14 protein-coding genes are annotated in these 18,362 nt (G+C 47.5%); 10 read left to right on the top strand and 4 right to left on the bottom strand.

Features of this window, described 5'->3' with window-relative positions:
* Window positions 1-173: 173 nt before the first annotated feature.
* Together QVO66_RS12145 and QVO66_RS12140 are read right to left on the bottom strand one after the other, a co-directional pair.
* Window positions 174-1,298, bottom strand: a complete 1,125-nt coding sequence (locus QVO66_RS12145) for a TlpA family protein disulfide reductase (protein ID WP_021855762.1) — start codon at window positions 1,296-1,298, stop codon at window positions 174-176.
* Window positions 1,299-1,996: 698 nt separating this feature from the next.
* Window positions 1,997-3,682, bottom strand: a complete 1,686-nt coding sequence (locus QVO66_RS12140; RefSeq protein WP_021855761.1) for a SulP family inorganic anion transporter — start codon at window positions 3,680-3,682, stop codon at window positions 1,997-1,999.
* A gap of 256 nt (window positions 3,683-3,938) precedes the next feature.
* Between QVO66_RS12140 and QVO66_RS12135 the strand changes: the two genes are divergently transcribed.
* The 7 genes from QVO66_RS12135 to QVO66_RS12105 all read left to right on the top strand — a co-directional run bounded on the left by QVO66_RS12135 (window position 3,939) and on the right by QVO66_RS12105 (window position 12,178).
* Entirely contained in the window at window positions 3,939-5,768 is a 1,830-nt protein-coding gene (locus QVO66_RS12135; RefSeq protein WP_021855760.1) for a sulfatase-like hydrolase/transferase, read from the top strand.
* Window positions 5,769-5,840: 72 nt separating this feature from the next.
* Window positions 5,841-6,905 carry an acyltransferase family protein gene (locus QVO66_RS12130; RefSeq protein ID WP_021855759.1) on the top strand — a complete coding sequence of 355 codons (1,065 nt, stop codon included), beginning with the start codon at window positions 5,841-5,843 and terminating at the stop codon, window positions 6,903-6,905.
* Window positions 6,902-7,912: an acyltransferase family protein gene (locus QVO66_RS12125; RefSeq protein WP_021855758.1), complete on the top strand. Its 1,011-nt coding sequence runs from the start codon at window positions 6,902-6,904 to the stop codon at window positions 7,910-7,912. Before QVO66_RS12130 ends, QVO66_RS12125 begins: the two co-directional genes overlap by 4 nt.
* A gap of 125 nt (window positions 7,913-8,037) precedes the next feature.
* Window positions 8,038-8,928 (top strand): decaprenyl-phosphate phosphoribosyltransferase, encoded by an 891-nt coding sequence (locus QVO66_RS12120; RefSeq protein WP_021855757.1) that lies wholly within the window; start codon window positions 8,038-8,040, stop codon window positions 8,926-8,928.
* Between the two features lie 48 nt (window positions 8,929-8,976).
* Window positions 8,977-9,579, top strand: coding sequence for an HAD family hydrolase (locus tag QVO66_RS12115; protein ID WP_021855756.1), 603 nt, complete (start codon window positions 8,977-8,979; stop codon window positions 9,577-9,579).
* Between the two features lie 137 nt (window positions 9,580-9,716).
* The gene (locus QVO66_RS12110; RefSeq protein WP_021855755.1) at window positions 9,717-11,156 is read left to right on the top strand and encodes a DUF6080 domain-containing protein; all 1,440 of its coding nucleotides are present in this window, start codon (window positions 9,717-9,719) and stop codon (window positions 11,154-11,156) included.
* 68 nt (window positions 11,157-11,224) lie between these two features.
* Window positions 11,225-12,178 carry a glycosyltransferase family 2 protein gene (locus QVO66_RS12105; protein WP_021855754.1) on the top strand — a complete coding sequence of 318 codons (954 nt, stop codon included), beginning with the start codon at window positions 11,225-11,227 and terminating at the stop codon, window positions 12,176-12,178.
* Between the two features lie 174 nt (window positions 12,179-12,352).
* Here QVO66_RS12105 and QVO66_RS12100 read toward each other — a convergent pair whose 3' ends face one another.
* Together QVO66_RS12100 and QVO66_RS12095 are read right to left on the bottom strand one after the other, a co-directional pair.
* Window positions 12,353-13,792: a lipopolysaccharide biosynthesis protein gene (locus tag QVO66_RS12100; protein WP_021855753.1), complete on the bottom strand. Its 1,440-nt coding sequence runs from the start codon at window positions 13,790-13,792 to the stop codon at window positions 12,353-12,355.
* 1 nt (window position 13,793) lies between these two features.
* On the bottom strand, window positions 13,794-14,012 hold the full coding sequence (locus QVO66_RS12095) for a hypothetical protein (RefSeq protein WP_021855752.1): 219 nt from the start codon (window positions 14,010-14,012) through the stop codon (window positions 13,794-13,796).
* 1,409 nt (window positions 14,013-15,421) lie between these two features.
* On the opposite strand from QVO66_RS12095, the gene QVO66_RS12090 reads away from it, so the two are divergent.
* The 3 genes from QVO66_RS12090 to QVO66_RS12080 all read left to right on the top strand — a co-directional run.
* Window positions 15,422-15,910 (top strand): TlpA family protein disulfide reductase, encoded by a 489-nt coding sequence (locus tag QVO66_RS12090; RefSeq protein ID WP_021855750.1) that lies wholly within the window; start codon window positions 15,422-15,424, stop codon window positions 15,908-15,910.
* A gap of 36 nt (window positions 15,911-15,946) precedes the next feature.
* Window positions 15,947-17,587, top strand: a complete 1,641-nt coding sequence (locus QVO66_RS12085) for a DUF6029 family protein (protein ID WP_021855749.1) — start codon at window positions 15,947-15,949, stop codon at window positions 17,585-17,587.
* A 6-nt stretch (window positions 17,588-17,593) separates the two neighbouring features.
* Window positions 17,594-18,362: Omp28 family outer membrane lipoprotein (locus QVO66_RS12080; RefSeq protein ID WP_288172865.1), on the top strand; the 769-nt coding region annotated here is incomplete at its 3' end.

Raw genomic sequence — 18,362 nt, 5'->3', positions numbered from 1 at the left:
TCCGTGCTTATGGATATGTAGCAGCAAGACTATTGTGCCGGCTGATTTTTTTGTACGGCATCATGACGCAAACAAGGCGCGCCCTACTTATACACGGCCTGCCTTGCCTTTCGCAGTCCGTCACATTCATGGCCATGATGCGGTGTGCCCGCTTTACACGGCATGACTCCGAATCACTTTAGCACATCATCAAGCATATTGTAGAATTCATCTGTCTCGCCCGTGAAGCATTTTATTACCTTTCCGTCCGGTGAGACAACAACCTTATAGGGATAGGCTGTCACGCCGAAGCGTACTTCTGTTTTGCCGTCGGGTGAGAACACATGTATCCACGGCGCATTGTTCTTTCTTACGGAAGCTTTCCACTTATCTTCCTTGTCATAGCAGGCCACACCTACTATCTCTAACTTGTCCCTGAACCTGTCATAGTATTCTTTCATTTTCGGAAATCCCTTTATGCACCAAGAGCACCAGGAACCCCAGAAATCAACAACAATATATTTGCCTTTGCCTAAAATGGAATGAAGGCTGAAATCTTCGCCGTCTATATCTTTCAACGTAAAGTCGGGCACAAGCTTGCCTTCCTGCAACTTTAATTTTTCTGATTTTTTCGCCTTTATTTCCTTGTCAAGCCTTGAAAACATATTGTCTATTATGTCTATGTAGTTTCTGAAACGCCCGTTGCGCACTTCCGGAGACAGCATCCTTATGGCAGGTAAGATGTCCGTATAGTCTTGAGAAAGGAGGATGGCGGCCGAAATTTCATCGTTCGGATGCTCCGTTATATACTGATGCGTTACTTTCCACATCCTTTTGTTTATATCCATGTTGGCAGCTTTCTTTATGCTGTCCAGCACGGCTTTGTCGAGTCCGTCGGCCATGCCCTTGTCATATTCTGATTTAGCGGCGTCAAACTCTTTGTAAAATGGCTGCAGCATTTGGTTTATGCTGTCCATCCTCTGATAGAACGCCGTGCCATTAATCTTCCAATATGCGCATGGTCCATCTATTTCCGCACTTTCGTCGGGAACAAGAAATATATGCGACTTGTAGCCGTTTGATTTAACTGTCAACTCAGCATTGTACGCCCACTTAATGTTGCAACTGTAATTAAAAAATCCGTTTGAGTCAACAGGGATTCTTTCACTCACCACTCTTTTGTCAGGTTCACGCCTGACATATTCTATCAGCAAAGTATCATCCGCAATGTCTGTAAAATGCCCTTTAAGCGTAAAATTCTGGGCATGTAGACCAAGAGAAATTGCACCAAGTAAAATAACAGTGATTATGGTTTTCATATTTGAACATTTAATTTTATCAGATGTCTTTATTAACCTCTTGATTTCCATAGGCAAATATACAAAATATCTGCTGGCAATCTGCTATTCTTACATTCTTTTCGTATCCCGTCCCACAAAATCGTGCATTATCAAAACAAATAATGCTTCACGGCAACACCACAGCAACTCTCCCGCTATCCGTGCTTACGGATATGTACTAGCAAGACTAATGTGCCGGCTGATTTGTAATCTGCCGGAGCTTCCTATTTTTTTGATTAATAGGTATGAATTTCAGATCACAGATCCTGATACTTAATGCTGTCGGATAGCATATCCGACAGAACAATAGTCTTGTTGCTTCCGTGGTTACAGACAATCAATAAAATTAATCTGCCGGAATTAATTATCAGGATTTTTCAATTCGCTTGCTTCCTATGTCTCTGTGCTTACGGATATGTAGCAGCAAGACTATTGTTCCGGCTGATTTGTAATCTGCCGGAATGGCGTATCAGGATTTTTCAATCCGCTTGCTTCCTATGTCCCGGTTGCGAAAGTGAAGATATTAAGGTTGCATTATCGGAACTTAATAGAAAAAACAGGGTAGAGCGCAATGAAAATTAAAAAATAAAAGTGAAAAATCCAAATGCTGAGTGGTTGATCAGAAGCCACAAAACATTTGGATTTTTCACTTTTCACTGTTCGTTTTTCACTTTCACTTACGCGTTCTCTCCGATAATCTCTTTTGAACGTTTGAGGGCAGTGCTTATGTGGTCGCAGATGTTCTCCTTGCCTATAAGCTCGTTGAAGCCAGACCTTTCGAGTACGGCCCGGACATTGCTGTTTACGCCCGACAGCACTATCTCGATGCCTTCCTTGCGGCTCATTATACAGAGATTCTTCAGATTGTGTATTCCCGTTGAGTCGACAAAGGGCACCTTCCTCATGCGTATCACCCTCACAACAGGACGGTCGCCGAACACGGCCATCACCTCCTCAAACTTGTTACCGGCTCCGAAGAAATAAGGACCGTTAATTTCGTACACCTCCACGCCTTTGGGTATAGTGAGGTGCTCAAGGTTACCCTGCTCGATGTCAAGCTCGTCGTTGGGGTCAATCTCGTCCATAATCACCTTTACGTCAGTGGTTTCGGCCATGCGCTTCATAAACAGCAGGCAGGCTATGAGCAGGCCCACCTCGATGGCTATGGTGAGGTCGAATATTATGGTGAGGAAGAACGTTATCAGCAGCACTGCCACATCGCTCTTGGGATTCTTCATAAGCTCTGTGAACGAGCGCCATCCAGACATGCCGTATGACACTATCACCAGCACTCCTGCCAGGCAGGCCATGGGGATATACTGCGCCAGCGGCATGAGGAAGAGGAATATCAGCATGAGCACGGCAGCGTGTATGATGCCCGCCACGGGCGTGCGTCCGCCGTTGTTGATATTGGTCATCGTGCGCGCTATGGCTCCCGTTGCCGGTATTCCGCCAAACAGCGGCGATGCCAGGTTGGCAATTCCCTGGGCTATAAGCTCGGTGTTAGAGTCGTGATGGTCGCCAGTTACACCGTCTGCCACTGTTGCCGACAGCAGCGACTCTATGGCTCCAAGTATGGCTATGGTGAATGCCGGCGACACGAGGCTCTTTATTGTCTCCCATGTCATCTGCGGCACCTGTGCGTCAGGCAGTTCGCTGCTTATCGAGAATCTGTCGCCTATGGTCTCTATCGACGTCACACCGGCAAAGTTTTTCAGCAGCAGCGCCGCCACCGTCATCACGATTATGGCTATCAGCGAGCCGGGAATCTTCTTGCTGAAGCGCGGCGTTACGGCTATCAGCAGCACACTTGCCACGCCGATAATGGCGCTCCACATGTCAATGGTGCTTATGTTGGCGGCGTAGGCGCCCCACTTCTCGATGAAGTCGGCGGGCACATCTGTTATGCTAAGGCCCAGCAGGTCTTTTATCTGCGTGGTGAATATGGTTACGGCTATTCCGCTCGTGAAGCCCACTATGATGGGGTAGGGTATATACTTGATGATTACTCCGAGGCGCAGCAGGCCGAACAGGATGAGGAATGCGCCGGCCATGAGCGTGGCTATGGCAAGACCCTCCATGCCGTACTGCTGTATTATGCCGTAGATGATGATGATGAAGGCGCCCGTGGGTCCGCCTATCTGCACCTTGCTTCCGCCAAACACCGACACGATAAGTCCGGCCACGATGGCGGTTATTATGCCCTGCTCGGGAGTTACGCCCGACGCTATACCGAAGGCTATGGCGAGCGGCAGGGCCACAATGCCTACTATTACTCCGGCCATGATGTCTGCCATCAGCGTCTTGCGGTTATAGCTTTTCAGCGTTGACAGCAGGCGCGGCCTGAATGCAAAAGGTTCCATTTGTTCTGATTTGTTGTTATTCTGAAATGTTATTTGTTTTAAAGAAGTCGCAAAGGTACAATGTTTATGTTACATTACAAAACATTTTTTATGCTTTTTTAGTTATTTGCGCCGTTGCGTTTCATTCTTTTGCGCATTAAACGTATATAATATAATAAAATATGTGTGATTTATCTTTGCCGCATTCGATTTGCGGTGCATTTGCATTGCAGATACAATAAAAAGATGTAATTTTGCCAAAAATATTTAGAATTTGATGAAAATACTGAATCTGGCAGGACGTGTGTTCACCAATATCTTCAAGCCGATAAAAGGCAATGCCGCTTTCTTTGTATTCATGTATGTGCTCGGCATCGTGTGCACTTATGCCGTAGTGCCCGACAAGCGCGGATATCACGCATGGCCGCTTGCGCCCTACGAGCTGTTCTTCGATGTGAGCATAATCTGCGTTGTGCTGTGGCTCTTGCCGCGCAGCGTGGCCAAGTGGCTGAAGCGTTTTATCTACGTATTCTTTTACATGATAGTGCTTGTCGACGTCTATTGCTTCGTGAAGTTCGACACGACGATAACCCCCACGATGCTGCTGCTTGTGGGCGAGACCGACAGCCGCGAGGCGGCAGAGTTTCTCGAGTCGTATCTCACGGGCTCCGTGGTGTTCAGCCGTCTGGGCTGGGTGCTGCTAGTGCTGCTTGCCCATGTGGCATGGGTGCTGATATGGCACAACCGCCCCAAGTGCAAGGCCTGGCTGGAGGCCAAGACCGGCATGGCTTTAGGCGTGCCCGGATGGTGGCGCATGGCTGAGCCGTGGCTCGGACTGCTGTTCCTTGTGATGTTCGTGGTCAGCACGGTCAAGTGTTTTGCCGACAAGACGGCCTTTGTGCGCCTGATGTCCTACGACAACATAGGGCAGGTGGAGCATGAACTGACCAAGAAGGAGAAAGCCCAGCTGTATCTGCCCGGCTACCGCCTTGTGTTCAGTATATATGCCAACGAACTTACGGCCAAGCAGGTGAAGACCCTGGTGGAAAATATCGACAAGGCAAAGGTGGACAGCTGCTCGTTCCGCAGCAAGAATATCGTACTGATAATAGGCGAGAGCTACAACCGCCATCATGCCGGACTGTACGGATACCATAAAGACACCACGCCAAGACAGGAGGCACGCGCTCAGAAGGGCGAGCTGATACCGTTCAGCGACGTTGTGGCGCCGTGGAATCTTACGAGCTTTGTGTTCAAGGCTCTCTTCTCGCTCTATACAGTGGGCGACAAAGGCGAATGGTGCGACTATCCGCTGTTCCCCGAGCTGTTCCGCAAGGCAGGATATCATGTAACGTTCCTTACCAACCAGTTTCTGCCTCAGGCTAAGGAGGCTGTCTACGACTTCAGCGGCGGCTTCTTCCTGAACAATCCGCAGCTGAGCCACGCCATGTTCGACACGCGCAACACGAGACTATATCGGTACGACGACGGACTGCTGGGCGACTATGACAGGCTGCAGCGCAACAACGGAGAGAACAACCTGATAATATTCCATCTGAAGGGGCAGCACGTTGACTATCGCACGCGCTTCCCGAGAGACCGCAGACACTTTAATCCGGAAGACTACGACAGGCCCGAGCTCAAGCAGAAAGAGCTGCGCGTGCTTGCCGACTACGACAACGCAATATTGTATAACGACTCGATTGTCGACCAGATAATTAAGCGCTTCGAGGACGAAGACGCCATCGTGGTGTATGTGCCCGACCATGGCGAGGAGTGCTATGAGGGCGACGTACACTTCTACGGCCGCATGCACTCTACCGAGATAACGGCGCGCCTGGCACGCGAGGAGTTCGACATTCCGTTCTGGATATGGTGCTCACACAGCTTTATGGTTGGTCATCCGGCGCTGTTCAACGACATAGTGAAGGCCAAAAACCGTCGCTACATGACCGACGCGCTGCCGCATCTGCTGCTGTATCTGGGCGGCATAAGCTCGCCCCACTATCGCGACGACCTGAACGTGCTGAGCGACGGGTATAACGAAAAGAGACCAAGAATGTTAAAGAACACTACCGACTATGACAAACTCGGCGTTGAAGACTGACGCGCAGGACGCCGCAACCGGTGAGGTGCGGGCAGCGCGGCAATGGCGCCGTGACAAAAATAACTTAAGACAATGAAAAAAGAACTGCTGAGCATGGCTGAGTCGAAGGCCCTCAGGGGCATAGCCATACTGGGAATAATTCTTCACAACTACTGCCACTTTCTGGGCTTTGCCGTAAAGGAGAACGAATACACCTTCACGGCATCTAAGCCGAGACAGCTGCTTGAGCGCATGCTGACGCTCGACGACAACCTGTTTATACACTTTATGTCGTTCTTCGGACACTACGGAGTGCCCGTGTTTCTGTTTATCAGCGGCTTCGGCCTCGTCTACAAGTATGAGCGCAGCACGCCGACGAGAGTAAGGGCGCTGCCCTTCATCGGCTTCCATTATGCCAAGCTGCTGCGCCTTATGTTCCTTGGCTATATAGGCTTTGCCGTGGTGAGCTATCTCCATCCGCACGGCTATCACGGCTACACCGTGGGCCGCGTCATAGCCCAGCTGCTGATGTATATCAACCTGATGCCCGACCCCGACCACATCATAAAGCCAGGGCCTTACTGGTATTTCGGACTCATGCTTCAGCTCTACATCGTCTACCGTCTTGTGCTCTATCGCCGCAGTTCGGCTGTTACGTTGGCTCTGATAGTGCTTTGCACGGCTGTACAGGCATTGTTTCCGCCGTCAGTCGATGAGGGAGGCGAGATTCTCAACCGCATACGCTACAACTTTATTGGCGGCGTGTTGCCCTTTGGTGCCGGCATTCTCTATGCCCGCCACGGCCGCAACCTGCCCTTGCCGATAAATCTCACCATAGTAGTGGTGTCGGCATTCATCGTGTTCATAGGCAGCTTCTATTTCTGGTCGTGGCTGTTTGTGCCGCTGTTCATCGTAACCGGAGCCGTTGCCACTATGAAACTGATACCTGACAAGGCGCTTGCCCCGTGCGTATGGTTCGGTGCCATATCGTCGGCGCTGTTCGTGATGCACCCCATCACGCGCGAGATAATTATAAAGATGTCTTACCGCGGATACATCTACACCGGACTGATCACGTATATCGTTGCGTCGATACTTCTGGCATGGCTGTTTAAGCTGATGTTCCGCTATATTCCAAAACCAAAGCTGAAGATATGATAAAAGCCATAAACCTTTCGGACATAAGCCGCTACCGCAGCGAACTGATGGGACTGGCCATGATATTTGTCATGCTGTTCCATGTGTGGATGCCCAAGAGCAATCCGATGTACGGCTTTGTGAGATGCGGAAACGTGGGCGTTGACATGTTCCTCTTTCTCAGCGGCATAGGCCTTTGGTATGCATGGAGCAAGAAACCCACGCTGAAAAACTTTTTCTGGCGCCGCTACATACGCATCTATCCGGCATGGATACTTATGGCCTGCCTGTATTACATTCCGGCGTTTATCAACACTCCCGGCGGAGGCTACAGCCGCAACGTGCCCGACCTCGTTGCAAACATCCTGATAAACTGGAGCTTCTGGCGCATTGACGACCTGACGTTCTGGTTTATCCCTGCCATAATGATGATGTACACCTTTGCCCCGGCATACATGAAACTCATAGAGAAGCATCCCGAATACCGTTGGCTTGCGGTGGCCGCTATGGTGCTTGCCGTCATGGTGCAGTATTATCCGCCTGTGCATAAGGCTGTAGGACATGTGGAGATATTCTTCAGCCGCATACCTATATTTCTTATCGGCATCAACTGCGGCGCGCTCGTAAAGGGCGGACGCAGCCTCGACGGCTCGTCGCTGTGGCTCGTGCTGCTGATTTTTGTCATGAGTCTGGCCATGTGTGTGGAGCTCGAGGAGTCGTGGCGCGGCCGTTTCCCGCTGTTCCTTGAGCGCATGGTCTACATTCCGCTCACCGTGTCGATGATATTGCTGCTTGTGAAGCTGCTGTGCCATACGCCCGCCATTATCTGCCGGGCACTTGCCTTTGTGGGCACGGTAAGCCTTGAGCTTTATCTCATCCACATACAGTTTGTCATGAAATACATAACCCCCTACAAGCTGGGTTACTGTCTTACGGCTCTTATCATGATAGCCGTTTCTCTTGTACTTGCGTGGCTGTTGCACCGACTTGTTTCGTTCGTGATAGGATTCTTGCCGAAGAACATATAGCGGGCAACGGCATGTGACGGATATTGATAATGCATGGCACTGACCGGGCGGCCTGAGGCATATGGCCCTGCAGGGAAAGCAAGCCTTCGGCCTGGTCGGCAAAATGAAATTAAAAACGAGAAGTAATGAAAAGTAATCTGTTAAAACTGATACGTCCGCACCAGTGGCTAAAGAATGTGTTCGTGATGATACCCATGTTCTTCGGCGGCAGTCTGCTCGACCCGTCTGACATAAGGGCATCGGTCGTAACGTTCTTTGCATTCAGTTTCATTGCGTCGTCGGTCTATTGCTTCAACGACATTATCGACGTTGAGGCCGACCGCCGCCATCCCGTTAAGTGCAAGCGTCCAATAGCATCTGGCGCCATAAGCGTCAGGAGCGCCTGGGCCCTTATGGCTCTCATGTTTCTGCTGTCGGTAGGAACGGTGTGTCTGCTCGATACATACAGTCATGTTATAAATGTGGGACTGGTAATCCTTATTTATTATATTCTGAACATCCTTTATTGTTCTAAGTTGAAGCAGTATGCCATTGTAGATGTCTGCATCATAGCTTTCGGTTTTGTGCTGCGCGTGCTTGCCGGAGGTTTTGCCACGGACATAGCCTTGAGCAAGTGGCTCGTGCTGATGACCTTCCTGCTCACTCTTTTCCTCTCGTTTGCCAAGCGACGCGACGATGTGCTGCGCATGAACGAGACGGGAGAGCCGCCGAGAAAGAATACAATAAGGTATAACCTTACCTTCATAAATCAGGCAATAACCATCACGGCGTCGGTGACGCTTGTATGCTATATAATGTACACCGTGTCGCCCGAGGTGGTTAACCGTTTCCATTCAGACCTGCTTTATCTCACTTCTGTTTTCGTGCTGCTCGGACTGTTGCGCTACATACAGATAACCGTTGTTGACAAGAGGAGCGGCGACCCTACAAAGATGATGCTCCGCGACAGGTTCACGCAGTTCGTGGTGCTGCTATGGGCGCTTACGTTCCTTGTGCTGATATATGTAATAAAGTAAGGACAATAGCTGATTTAAGCGTATAAAGCATTTCTTGTGATTTAGATTATGGACAGTTCTTTAAAGATACACGCCTTTGATTTCGACGGCACACTGACCAACCGCGACACCCTTCTGGAGTTTATAAGGTTCGTCCGTGGCGACAAGGCTTTCTTTCTTTGCATGCTGCGCTATCTGCCGTTGCTGTTGCTGATGAAGCTTGCCCTTTATCCCAACTGGAAGGTAAAGCAGAAAGTCTTTGCCCATTGCTTCGGAGGGATGAAACTCGACGAGTTCAACAAATGGTGCGTGCGCTTTGCGAGTGAGAACATTTCTTTATTGCGGCCAAAGGGCATACAGAAGATTAACGAGGTGCTTGAGGAAGGCTGCAAGGTGGTTATTGTAAGCGCGAGTATAAACAACTGGGTGGAACCGTTCTTTGCCGGACTTGACGGCGTGACGGTCATCGGCACCATGATAGAGGAGCGCGACGGGGTTGTTACGGGGCGTTTTATCTCAAAAAACTGCTATGGCGAAGAGAAAGTGAGACGCCTGATACAGCTTTATCCCGGTCGTAATAGCTATTGGCTTGCGGCTTATGGCGACAGCAGGGGCGACTTCGAACTGCTTGACTTTGCCAACGAAAGCCACTATAAACCTTTCAGAAAATAGCCTTTGACGCTTTCGTGGCGGTGAGACTGCCGCGAATAGACCGGCATGCCTGACAGATTGGCTTGATGCTTGGCTGACGCAATGAGGGACATTAGGCTGTCAGGGATTTTGGATTTTAGAAAATATAAACAAACGATATGAAGAAATTTTTCAGAATGTTTAAAATAAGGCGCGAGGAAATGGCCGCGTCGGTCTGCGCTCTCTGTGTGCTGATTGCTCTGCACGCAATGATGATAAGCAAGACCTTCAATACGTTTCTGCATACAGGCGGGGCGCATTGGAATATATTTATAAAGAACTTTGTAGTGTCAGGCTTCGACCCGATAACCTATTCTATGGTTACGTATTGGGAAGCCAACTATAATGTTTACCGCCATCCGTTCCTTTCGTTCATGGTATGGCCGCTGTCCTTGCTCGACGGCTGGCTGATGGATATGACAGGACTAAACCTTGTGCAGTTTATAGTGGCTGTTCCGCTCCTGTTCTTTGCATTCTATTCGTTTATATTCATCTTCCGCATCTTCCGCGACATAATAAAGATACGGCGTTTTGAGGCCACGGTGCTTTCGGCCATGCTGTTCTCGTTTGCGTATGTCATGATTGCAGCCGTAGTGCCCGATCATTTCTGCGTGTCGATGTTCCTGCTTGTGTTCGCGTTGTATATATCAGGCCTGAAAATGCAGAACGGCACAAGGTTAAGCATCTGGCAGACGGTATTGCTGTTCTTTGTTACGGCCGGAGTGACGCTTAGCAACGGCGTGAAGATATTCATATATGCGCTCTTTACCAACGGAAAGAAGTTTTTCCGCATCAAGTATCTGCTGCTTGCCGTGCTGCTGCCTTCAGCCCTTATATGGTTTTTTGCACGATGGGAATACCGCACTTTCGTATTGCCTAAAGAAAAGGCACGCCACGAAGCACGGCTGAAAAAGAGTGCCGAGACACGTCAGAAACTGTTCAATGCATTTGCCGACACAACGTCGCTGAAGGACAGTGCCGAGATAAAAAAAGCCTTTGCAAAGGAGATGAACAAGCGTGTGAAGGCAAAATATGTGAAAGACCACCAGAAGGCATGGAACAAGCATACCGGCAAGCCGATGGGCAAGGGCGAATTTATCAAGTGGACAGACATTTCTACATCGCGCTCTGAAACGGCTGTAGAGAACCTTTTTGGCGAGTCTATACAGCTGCACGACCAGCATCTGCTGCAGGATACGCTGCGCAGCAGGCCGGTGATAGTGCCTTACAGCTGGATTATCAACTACGTGGTTGAGGCTGTCATTGTTCTGCTGTTTATCGGCGGAATATGGTGCGGACGCCGTTCGCGCTTCCTTTGGATGGCTTTGGGCGGCTTTGCTTTCGACATGTTCCTGCACATGGGACTTGGCTTCGGCATCAACGAAGTGTATATAATGGGTGCCCACTGGCTGTTTGTAATGCCTATGGCAATGGCATTTGTGGTGAAACAGGCTGAGAACGGAAGATTCAGAACATGGCTGCGCGTGCTGCTCGTTGTGCTTACGCTGTGGCTTTGGGCATATAACGGCACTCTGCTTGCAGGCTATCTGCTGGGATAAACGGCAGCAGCCTGTGAGGATAACGGTCTGGCTGTAAGGTTGGTTTAACGCTTAACGCAAGAGATTTTATGAAGGTATCAGTGCTTGTGCCCGTCTACGGGGTGGAAAAGTATATTGAGCGTTGTGCTGTTTCGCTGTTCGAGCAGACACATCGTGACATGGAGTATGTGTTTGTAAACGACTGTACTCCAGACCGCAGCATAAGCATCTTGCGCTCAGTCATAGAACGTTATCCTGATCGTGCGCCGCAGGTGCGCATAATAGACAATGAGGTGAACCGCGGAGTGGGTGCTACGCGTGCCGTGGCCATTGCTGCCGCAACAGGCGAATGTATCATGCATGCCGACAGCGACGACTATATGCCCCCGCGGGCTGTAGAGCTGTTGTGCGCCGAGATGGAGCGCAGCGGTGCCGATGTGGTAGACGGGGCGTGGCAGCGCTTCACGTCGGCAGGACTGTCTGAGCCGGTGCTTCCATGCCAGACTCATGATACAAAGCGTTATCTCTCGCTTATGCTGTGCCAGAACATCGTGTCAAACCGCATGTGGGGACGGCTCTTCCGCCGCAGTCTGTATGCCGACCACGGCATAACCCTTGTGCCGGGAGTGGACTATAGCGAGGATTATTCTATAATGACGAGGCTGATGTTCTACGCCAAGCGCTCGTTTATCAACGATGTTGTTTATTATTACAGCGACGAAAACACGGCTTCTTATACACATACACGTTCGGAACGACATCTTCGCTCATATTTGAAGGCAAACCGCATAGTGCTTGATTTCTTTACAGAGAACGACTCGCGCCGCGTGTATGCCGTGCCTTTGCAGCTGGGCATGATCAATGCCTTGCGTTGTGTGCGCACTGACGGATATAGCTTTGACGAGGCTTACGGCCTTCTGCCTTATCGTCCGTCAGGACCGCTGTTCAAGATGCTTGCCGCAATGTTCCGTGGGCGTTGCCCTTTCAGTATAGCCAATTTCGCATATCTCACGGCGCGAAAGATATGCAGCCGTTTCTTTTAGTCTAGACACCAATCTGTTATTAAACAGCACATTATTTTATATATTTTGTGCATTCATGCTTTCATCCGTATTTTAGTCTGCTTTTCTTGACATAGCCGCAATCAAACGATAATCCATTCAATAAAAAGCAAAAATCCCGACCGAGTCCTAATGGCCGATTTGGGCTTATCGTCTTTATCGCTTTTTCCTGTTCTTGACAAACTCGATAGCTTCATTCAGAATCTCGGCATGCGCCAGTCGCATTATCGCAAGATAAAGAACGGCGGCAAGGATAAAGCGGCAGATCAGCAGCAGCCATAGGTTGGATATTGGAGCTGTAAGCGGCCATACCGCAGCCATGACCGCAGCCGCTGAAATCATGAACGGGCATATATCGCGCATTATCTCTATAGTCCGTATGCCTGTAAGCTTGTTTAAGAAATACTGCCATATGCCGATAAACACAATGTTTCCGGCTGTATATGCCCATACCATTGCCTGCATGTCGAACTTGGCGAATGCCACGACGATGGCTATCTGTATGACAATCTGCACAACGGTGCACCACAGGTATATGTCACTGCGTCCGCGGCTTATCATAAGGTTCTGATACAGAGTGTAAAGCGGCATGAATGCTCCGCCGATGCATAGAATGCGGAGCAGCGGCACGCTGCTTAGCCACTGCTCGTGGATGGTCAGCAGGATAAACTCTTCGGCCACCATGGCAAGACCGAACATGGCAGGAAAGGAAAGCATGGCCGTGAGGCGCATCATCTTGCGGAACACGCGGCGTTCACGCTCGTTGTCGCCCGTAACCTGTGCCATTACCGGCTGTGCCACCTGAGCCATCGTTCCGCTGAGAAACGAATAGGCCATGGTGTTCCATTTGTTGGCCTGCGTAAAGCTTCCCACAGCCTTTATGGGGTAGAGGCGTCCGAATATGAACACAAGGATGTTGCTGTTGAGCGTGTTGATTATTGACGTCAGCAAAATCTTCATGCTGAAGTTAAGCATCTTCTTTATTGGCCGCATGTCTATGTGGAGCGTAGGATGCCATGGCGTGTAAAAATAGCGCCCTATGTTGATTATGGTGATATATATAATCTGTTGCCATGCCAGGCTCCAGTAAGACTGTCCGTTTATTGCAAGCACCACTCCCACTATGCCTGATGTCACCAGTGCTGCAAATCCTGTCACGGTGTTTTCCTTTACCATGAGGTTCTTGAACATGTATGCTCCGTGGGCAATGCCGAACGACGATATAACAAAACTCAGAAAGACGAAGCGCGACAGTTCGGTCAGTGCTGGCTGATGGAAAAACAGCGATATGAGCGGGGCGCAGAAGAACAGAATGGTGTAGATGCTGATGCTTACGATAACATTGAACCAGAACACCGCATTATAGTCGCGGCTTTCAGGATGCTTCATGTTTGTCAGTGCCTGAGTGAATCCGCTGCTCTGCAGGTTGCCGGCTATTGCGGTGAATATGGTCAGCACGCCTACCATTCCGTAATCAGACGGCGTAAGCAGCCGGCCAAGGAATATGCCGAATATCAGATTTAAAATCTGCGTGGAGCCATTGTTCATCAGCCCCCATATCAGCCCTTTGGCTGTTTTCTCTTTTAATGTTTCCATTCTATAGGTTCTTGATTCCGTGAGCCGACAGTGCGGCAGCTTCTCCGGCCGTGTATGCCGCCAGAACAAAGACTTTCGTCCTTGTAGCGTTCTCAATGTTCTTTTTCCTTCCACCTGTCAATGTCTTCAGCTGCCATTCAGAAACTCCGACGCCCGTCTTGTTTCTGAACAGCCTTTTCATTGCCTGGCAGAATATTATGTATTTATTGCAGTCTTTCATTTCAAACAGCTTAGTCTTTTGCCTTCAATATAGGCAAAGCCATTTTCCACTTAATGCAAAGATAGTGCAAACTGCTCGAAAAGCAAAATAAATGCAGATGAAATGTTGTTATTTCGAAAGCCCGGATACGGCATTGCAGCTGTGGTATAGCTTGTGTTTAAATCAGAGTCATATTGCTGCCGTTATGTGCGTTTTGCTTACATATTGGATTTTAATGACGCTTCTAAACTGCGTTATTTCAAAAATAAAATCTTTTGTCTGTAAATATTGCCAGAAAACGCGTGCAAGCATAACTTCCTGATTGTTAGAGCCTTTAATCGTATGTGTGTCAAAGTGTGCAATTTTCCCCGTCCTTTTTAGGCTTAAAACATATGTTTTTTCACCAAAATATGTATTATTTTAAGCCTTCAAAAGCCGTGTTTTAAGTCGTAAAAGGCATTGTTTCGGCATATAAAACGTGCCCTTTTGATGGGCATCGTAAATAATTTTTTATTTTTAAAGCCTGTTCCGTTAATTTTGTTTTCTATTTTGCCTGAAAATCATGACAAAACTTAAATGACATAATGTGCGCTTTTCTGCCTGCAAAGTTACAAATGGATGTTCGATAACTTCTAACATGTTTATTATTGTTACGTGATTTTCAGTGTCATAAAGATGTTACGTTTAGCTTTAAATGTAAATATTTTTCGGACTTATGCCAGCCTTCTTTCTCGCCGCATTATCAGGCGTCTTTGCTTCTGATTTTTTTACATAGATATACTTTGTATTTATGCAGCTGCATGATGTGTTTTTGTTCCCTTATTAAGCATCTCTATTGTCAGGCCCATTCAGCAGCTCTTGATATTAATCAAGGCTTTACACCTATTTATATATATAGGGCGTTAATTTTTTTAGTGTTTTGATAATTTTTCCGTATCATTTTACTGCTTTTCTGCCTGGTGCTTTTTGTTGTTAAAATGACAATATTGACTTTTGTTTTTTATTGACCTGTCATGTGTTTGAAAATAAAAGAATAATGTCCGTTTTACACTTAAATTTGCAGAAATATGAGCAGCAATAATTATTGCCATGATATAACGGGGCGTATAAGGCGCAAAGTTTTCACATCGAAAAATGCCGGATAGTTTTACTTTGCATAATGTTATTATATAATCTTTTTAGTTATCACGAAGGTATGCAATAGCCTAAAAAAGGAAAAAATAAAGAAAAAACGGCTAAGTCATTTCTATAAAAGAACAATTTATGCATAAAAATTGCATCTTTATAGTTAATGTTTGTTAAATAGGGCGTTTGGTCAGAATATTTATCATAAACAAATAATTTTATGCATTTTTTCTAATAAAAAAGTTGGTGTGTTTCAAAATTATTACTAGTTTTGTGCAAGTTAAAACAGTAAAATTGCATTAATAATGAAAAAATTTTTATTATCAATTGTTTTTGCGCTAGGAATATTGTGTTCTGCAAATGCGCAGTTACCGTCTGTAACACTTAAAGACATTAATGGTAAGACAGTGAGAACAGACACGTTGTCAAACAATGGCAAACCTTTCATCATTGATTTCTTTGCCACATGGTGCAAGCCTTGCAACCGTGAGCTGACTGCCATCAGCGAAGTTTATGACGAGTGGCAGGAAGAGACCGGCGTAAAGGTGATAGCCGTTTCTATTGACCAGGCACAGAACATCAACAAGGTAAAACCTCTTGTTGACAGTCATGAGTGGCCGTATGAAGTACTGCTTGACCCGAACAGCGATTTCAAGCGTGCACTTGGAATTCAGATGATTCCTTACACACTGATCGTTGACGGAAATGGTAATATTGTTTATAAACACAACGGATACACAGAAGGAGCTGAACAGGAACTCATTGAGAAAGTGAGAGAGCTCGTAAACAAATAATGTCACATAGTGCTGACTATAGAATAATTGACACTTATGCACAAGTATAATAAAATTTTCTGTCTCTTGCTTATGCCTGCTTTGTCTTTGACAGCAATGGCACAAGAGACAGAAGAAAAAAAGATAACCGTCAGCGGAAGTATCCAGAGCGACATCCTTATTCCGCAAGACGATGAAGCAATTGGCACCGAAAAAGTTAATGAATGGGCTTTGACCAACACATTCGCTGATGTGAATGTAATGAGCGAGCATATCGATGCCGGAGCACGTTTCGAATTTCTGAAACATCCTCTACCCGGATTCGAAAAAGACTACAAGGGATGGGGAGTTCCTTATTTCTATCTGAAAACACACTTTAAAAATTGGGACCTTACGTTAGGTAACTTCTACGAGCAGTTCGGTTCAGGCTTTATCCTCCGTACATACGAGGAGCGCACACTGGGCATCGACAACTCTCTGCTTGGAGGACGCCTGACAATCAAGCCGCTGCCCGGAGTTTCGATAAAGGCTCTTAGCGGTAAGCAGCGCAGATATTGGTCACACAACGACTCATGGGTGTCTGGTGCAGACGTTGAACTCGGTCTCGACCAGTGGTTCAAGGGCCTGAGCAACAGCGGAACATATCTTACACTCGGTGCTTCATGGGTAAACAAGTACGAGAAAGAAGAAGACGTCATGGTTGATGCTACGCACAAGCTTAACCTGCCTACAACGGTAAACGCTTTTGACGTGCGTGCAAATTTACAGAAGGGAAACTTCAGCCTTCTCGCAGAATATGCGTGGAAGACACAAGACCCGACGTTCGATAACGGATATATATATCGTAAAGGAAACGTGGCAATGTTGTCAGCTTCTTATTCAAAGAGAGGCTTGAGCGTATTGCTGCAGGCAAAGCGCAGCGACAACATGTCGTTCCGCAGTAAAAGAACAATTAACGGTACCTCATCGTTCATAAACCATCTGCCGGCATTTACGATGGACCAGACTTATGCGTTGGCTGCCATGTATCCTTATGCAACCAATCCTGACGGCGAATGGGCCTTCCAGGGCGAGTTTGGCTATAAGTTCAAGCGTCATACACTCCTTGGCGGTAAGTATGGCACAAACGTAAAAGTGAACTTCTCTCACATTCGTGGTATTGATACTAACGTAGTGGGTGGAGCTGGCACAGACGGATATGGCTCTGCTTTCTGGAAAATGGGCGACGAGACTTTCTATCAGGACTTGAACGTACAGATTGAGAAGAAACTGACACGTCAGTTCAAGCTCAACCTCATGTACATGAACCAGTTCTACAATAAGACAATAGTAGAGGGTGAGGGTGGTATGATCCATTCAGACATCTTCATCGCCGATGCAAAATATCAGTTCAACAATAAATTCACTCTGCGCGGCGAACTTCAGTATTTGTCTACAGACGACGACCTCGGCGACTGGTGGTATGCTCTGTTGGAGCTGTCAGTGCTTCCCAACTGGATGTTCACAATTGCCGATGAGTATAACAGCGGCGTGACAGACCTTCATTACTATCAGGGATACGTAACATTCAACAAAGGATCACACCGTATACAGCTCGGCTATGGCCGTACACGTGCAGGATATAACTGCTCAGGCGGTGTATGCCGTTACGTTCCGGCAAGCAAAGGTGTAACACTTTCGTACAACTATAACTTCTAAACAGAGATGAAGCTGAAAAATAACATATATAATAAGTTTGCCATCTGTGCAGCAGCACTTTCTCTGATGGCATGTAGCAACATTGATGAGGACGACCGCTTTATTGAAGTGGAGCCTGTAGAAGTTGCGAAACGTGTATTGATTGAAGACTTCACAGGACAGCGTTGCGTTAACTGTCCGAATGCTTCAGAAATGATTGAAAGCCTGCAAGAGCAGTATGGCGCAGAGAATGTTATCGCTGTGGGTATTCATAGCGGTCCGTTCTCTAAGACTGTAACTAATCAGCCTTTCCCATTGTGGACTGAAACAGGTGATTACTATTTTAATTCATGGGGCATAGATGCACAGCCTACCGGCGTTATTGACAGAAAAACGGTTTCAAGCACATATCAGTCTTGGGGAACAATTGTCCGTGACGCATTGCAGGCTTCTGCTCCGCTCACACTTGATGCAACAACATCTTATGATGAGGCTACAAGAACCGTAACCATAAATGTTAATGCAAAAGGCGTGCTTGATGTTACAGGTAAACTGCAGCTTTGGCTTACTGAAGACAATATAACAAACATTCAGTATATGCCAGACGGATCTGTCAATACTCAATATGTGCATAATCATGTATTCCGCACAGCTGTCAACGGACAGGACGGAGAAGATTTCAGCATAGCTTGGGATGAAGAAAAGACTGTAACAAGCACTTACGTCTTGGATGAAGACTGGAAGGCTGAAAATATGTCGGTTGTAGCATTCGTATATAACAATAGTGGTGTTCAGC

It is taken from the genome of Prevotella sp. CAG:255, assembly GCF_000431195.1.
GTDB classification, from domain to species: Bacteria; Bacteroidota; Bacteroidia; order Bacteroidales; family Bacteroidaceae; genus Prevotella; species Prevotella rara.
Note: the sequence above shows the minus strand (reverse complement) of the source record. Positions and strands in the feature narration are given on the sequence as shown.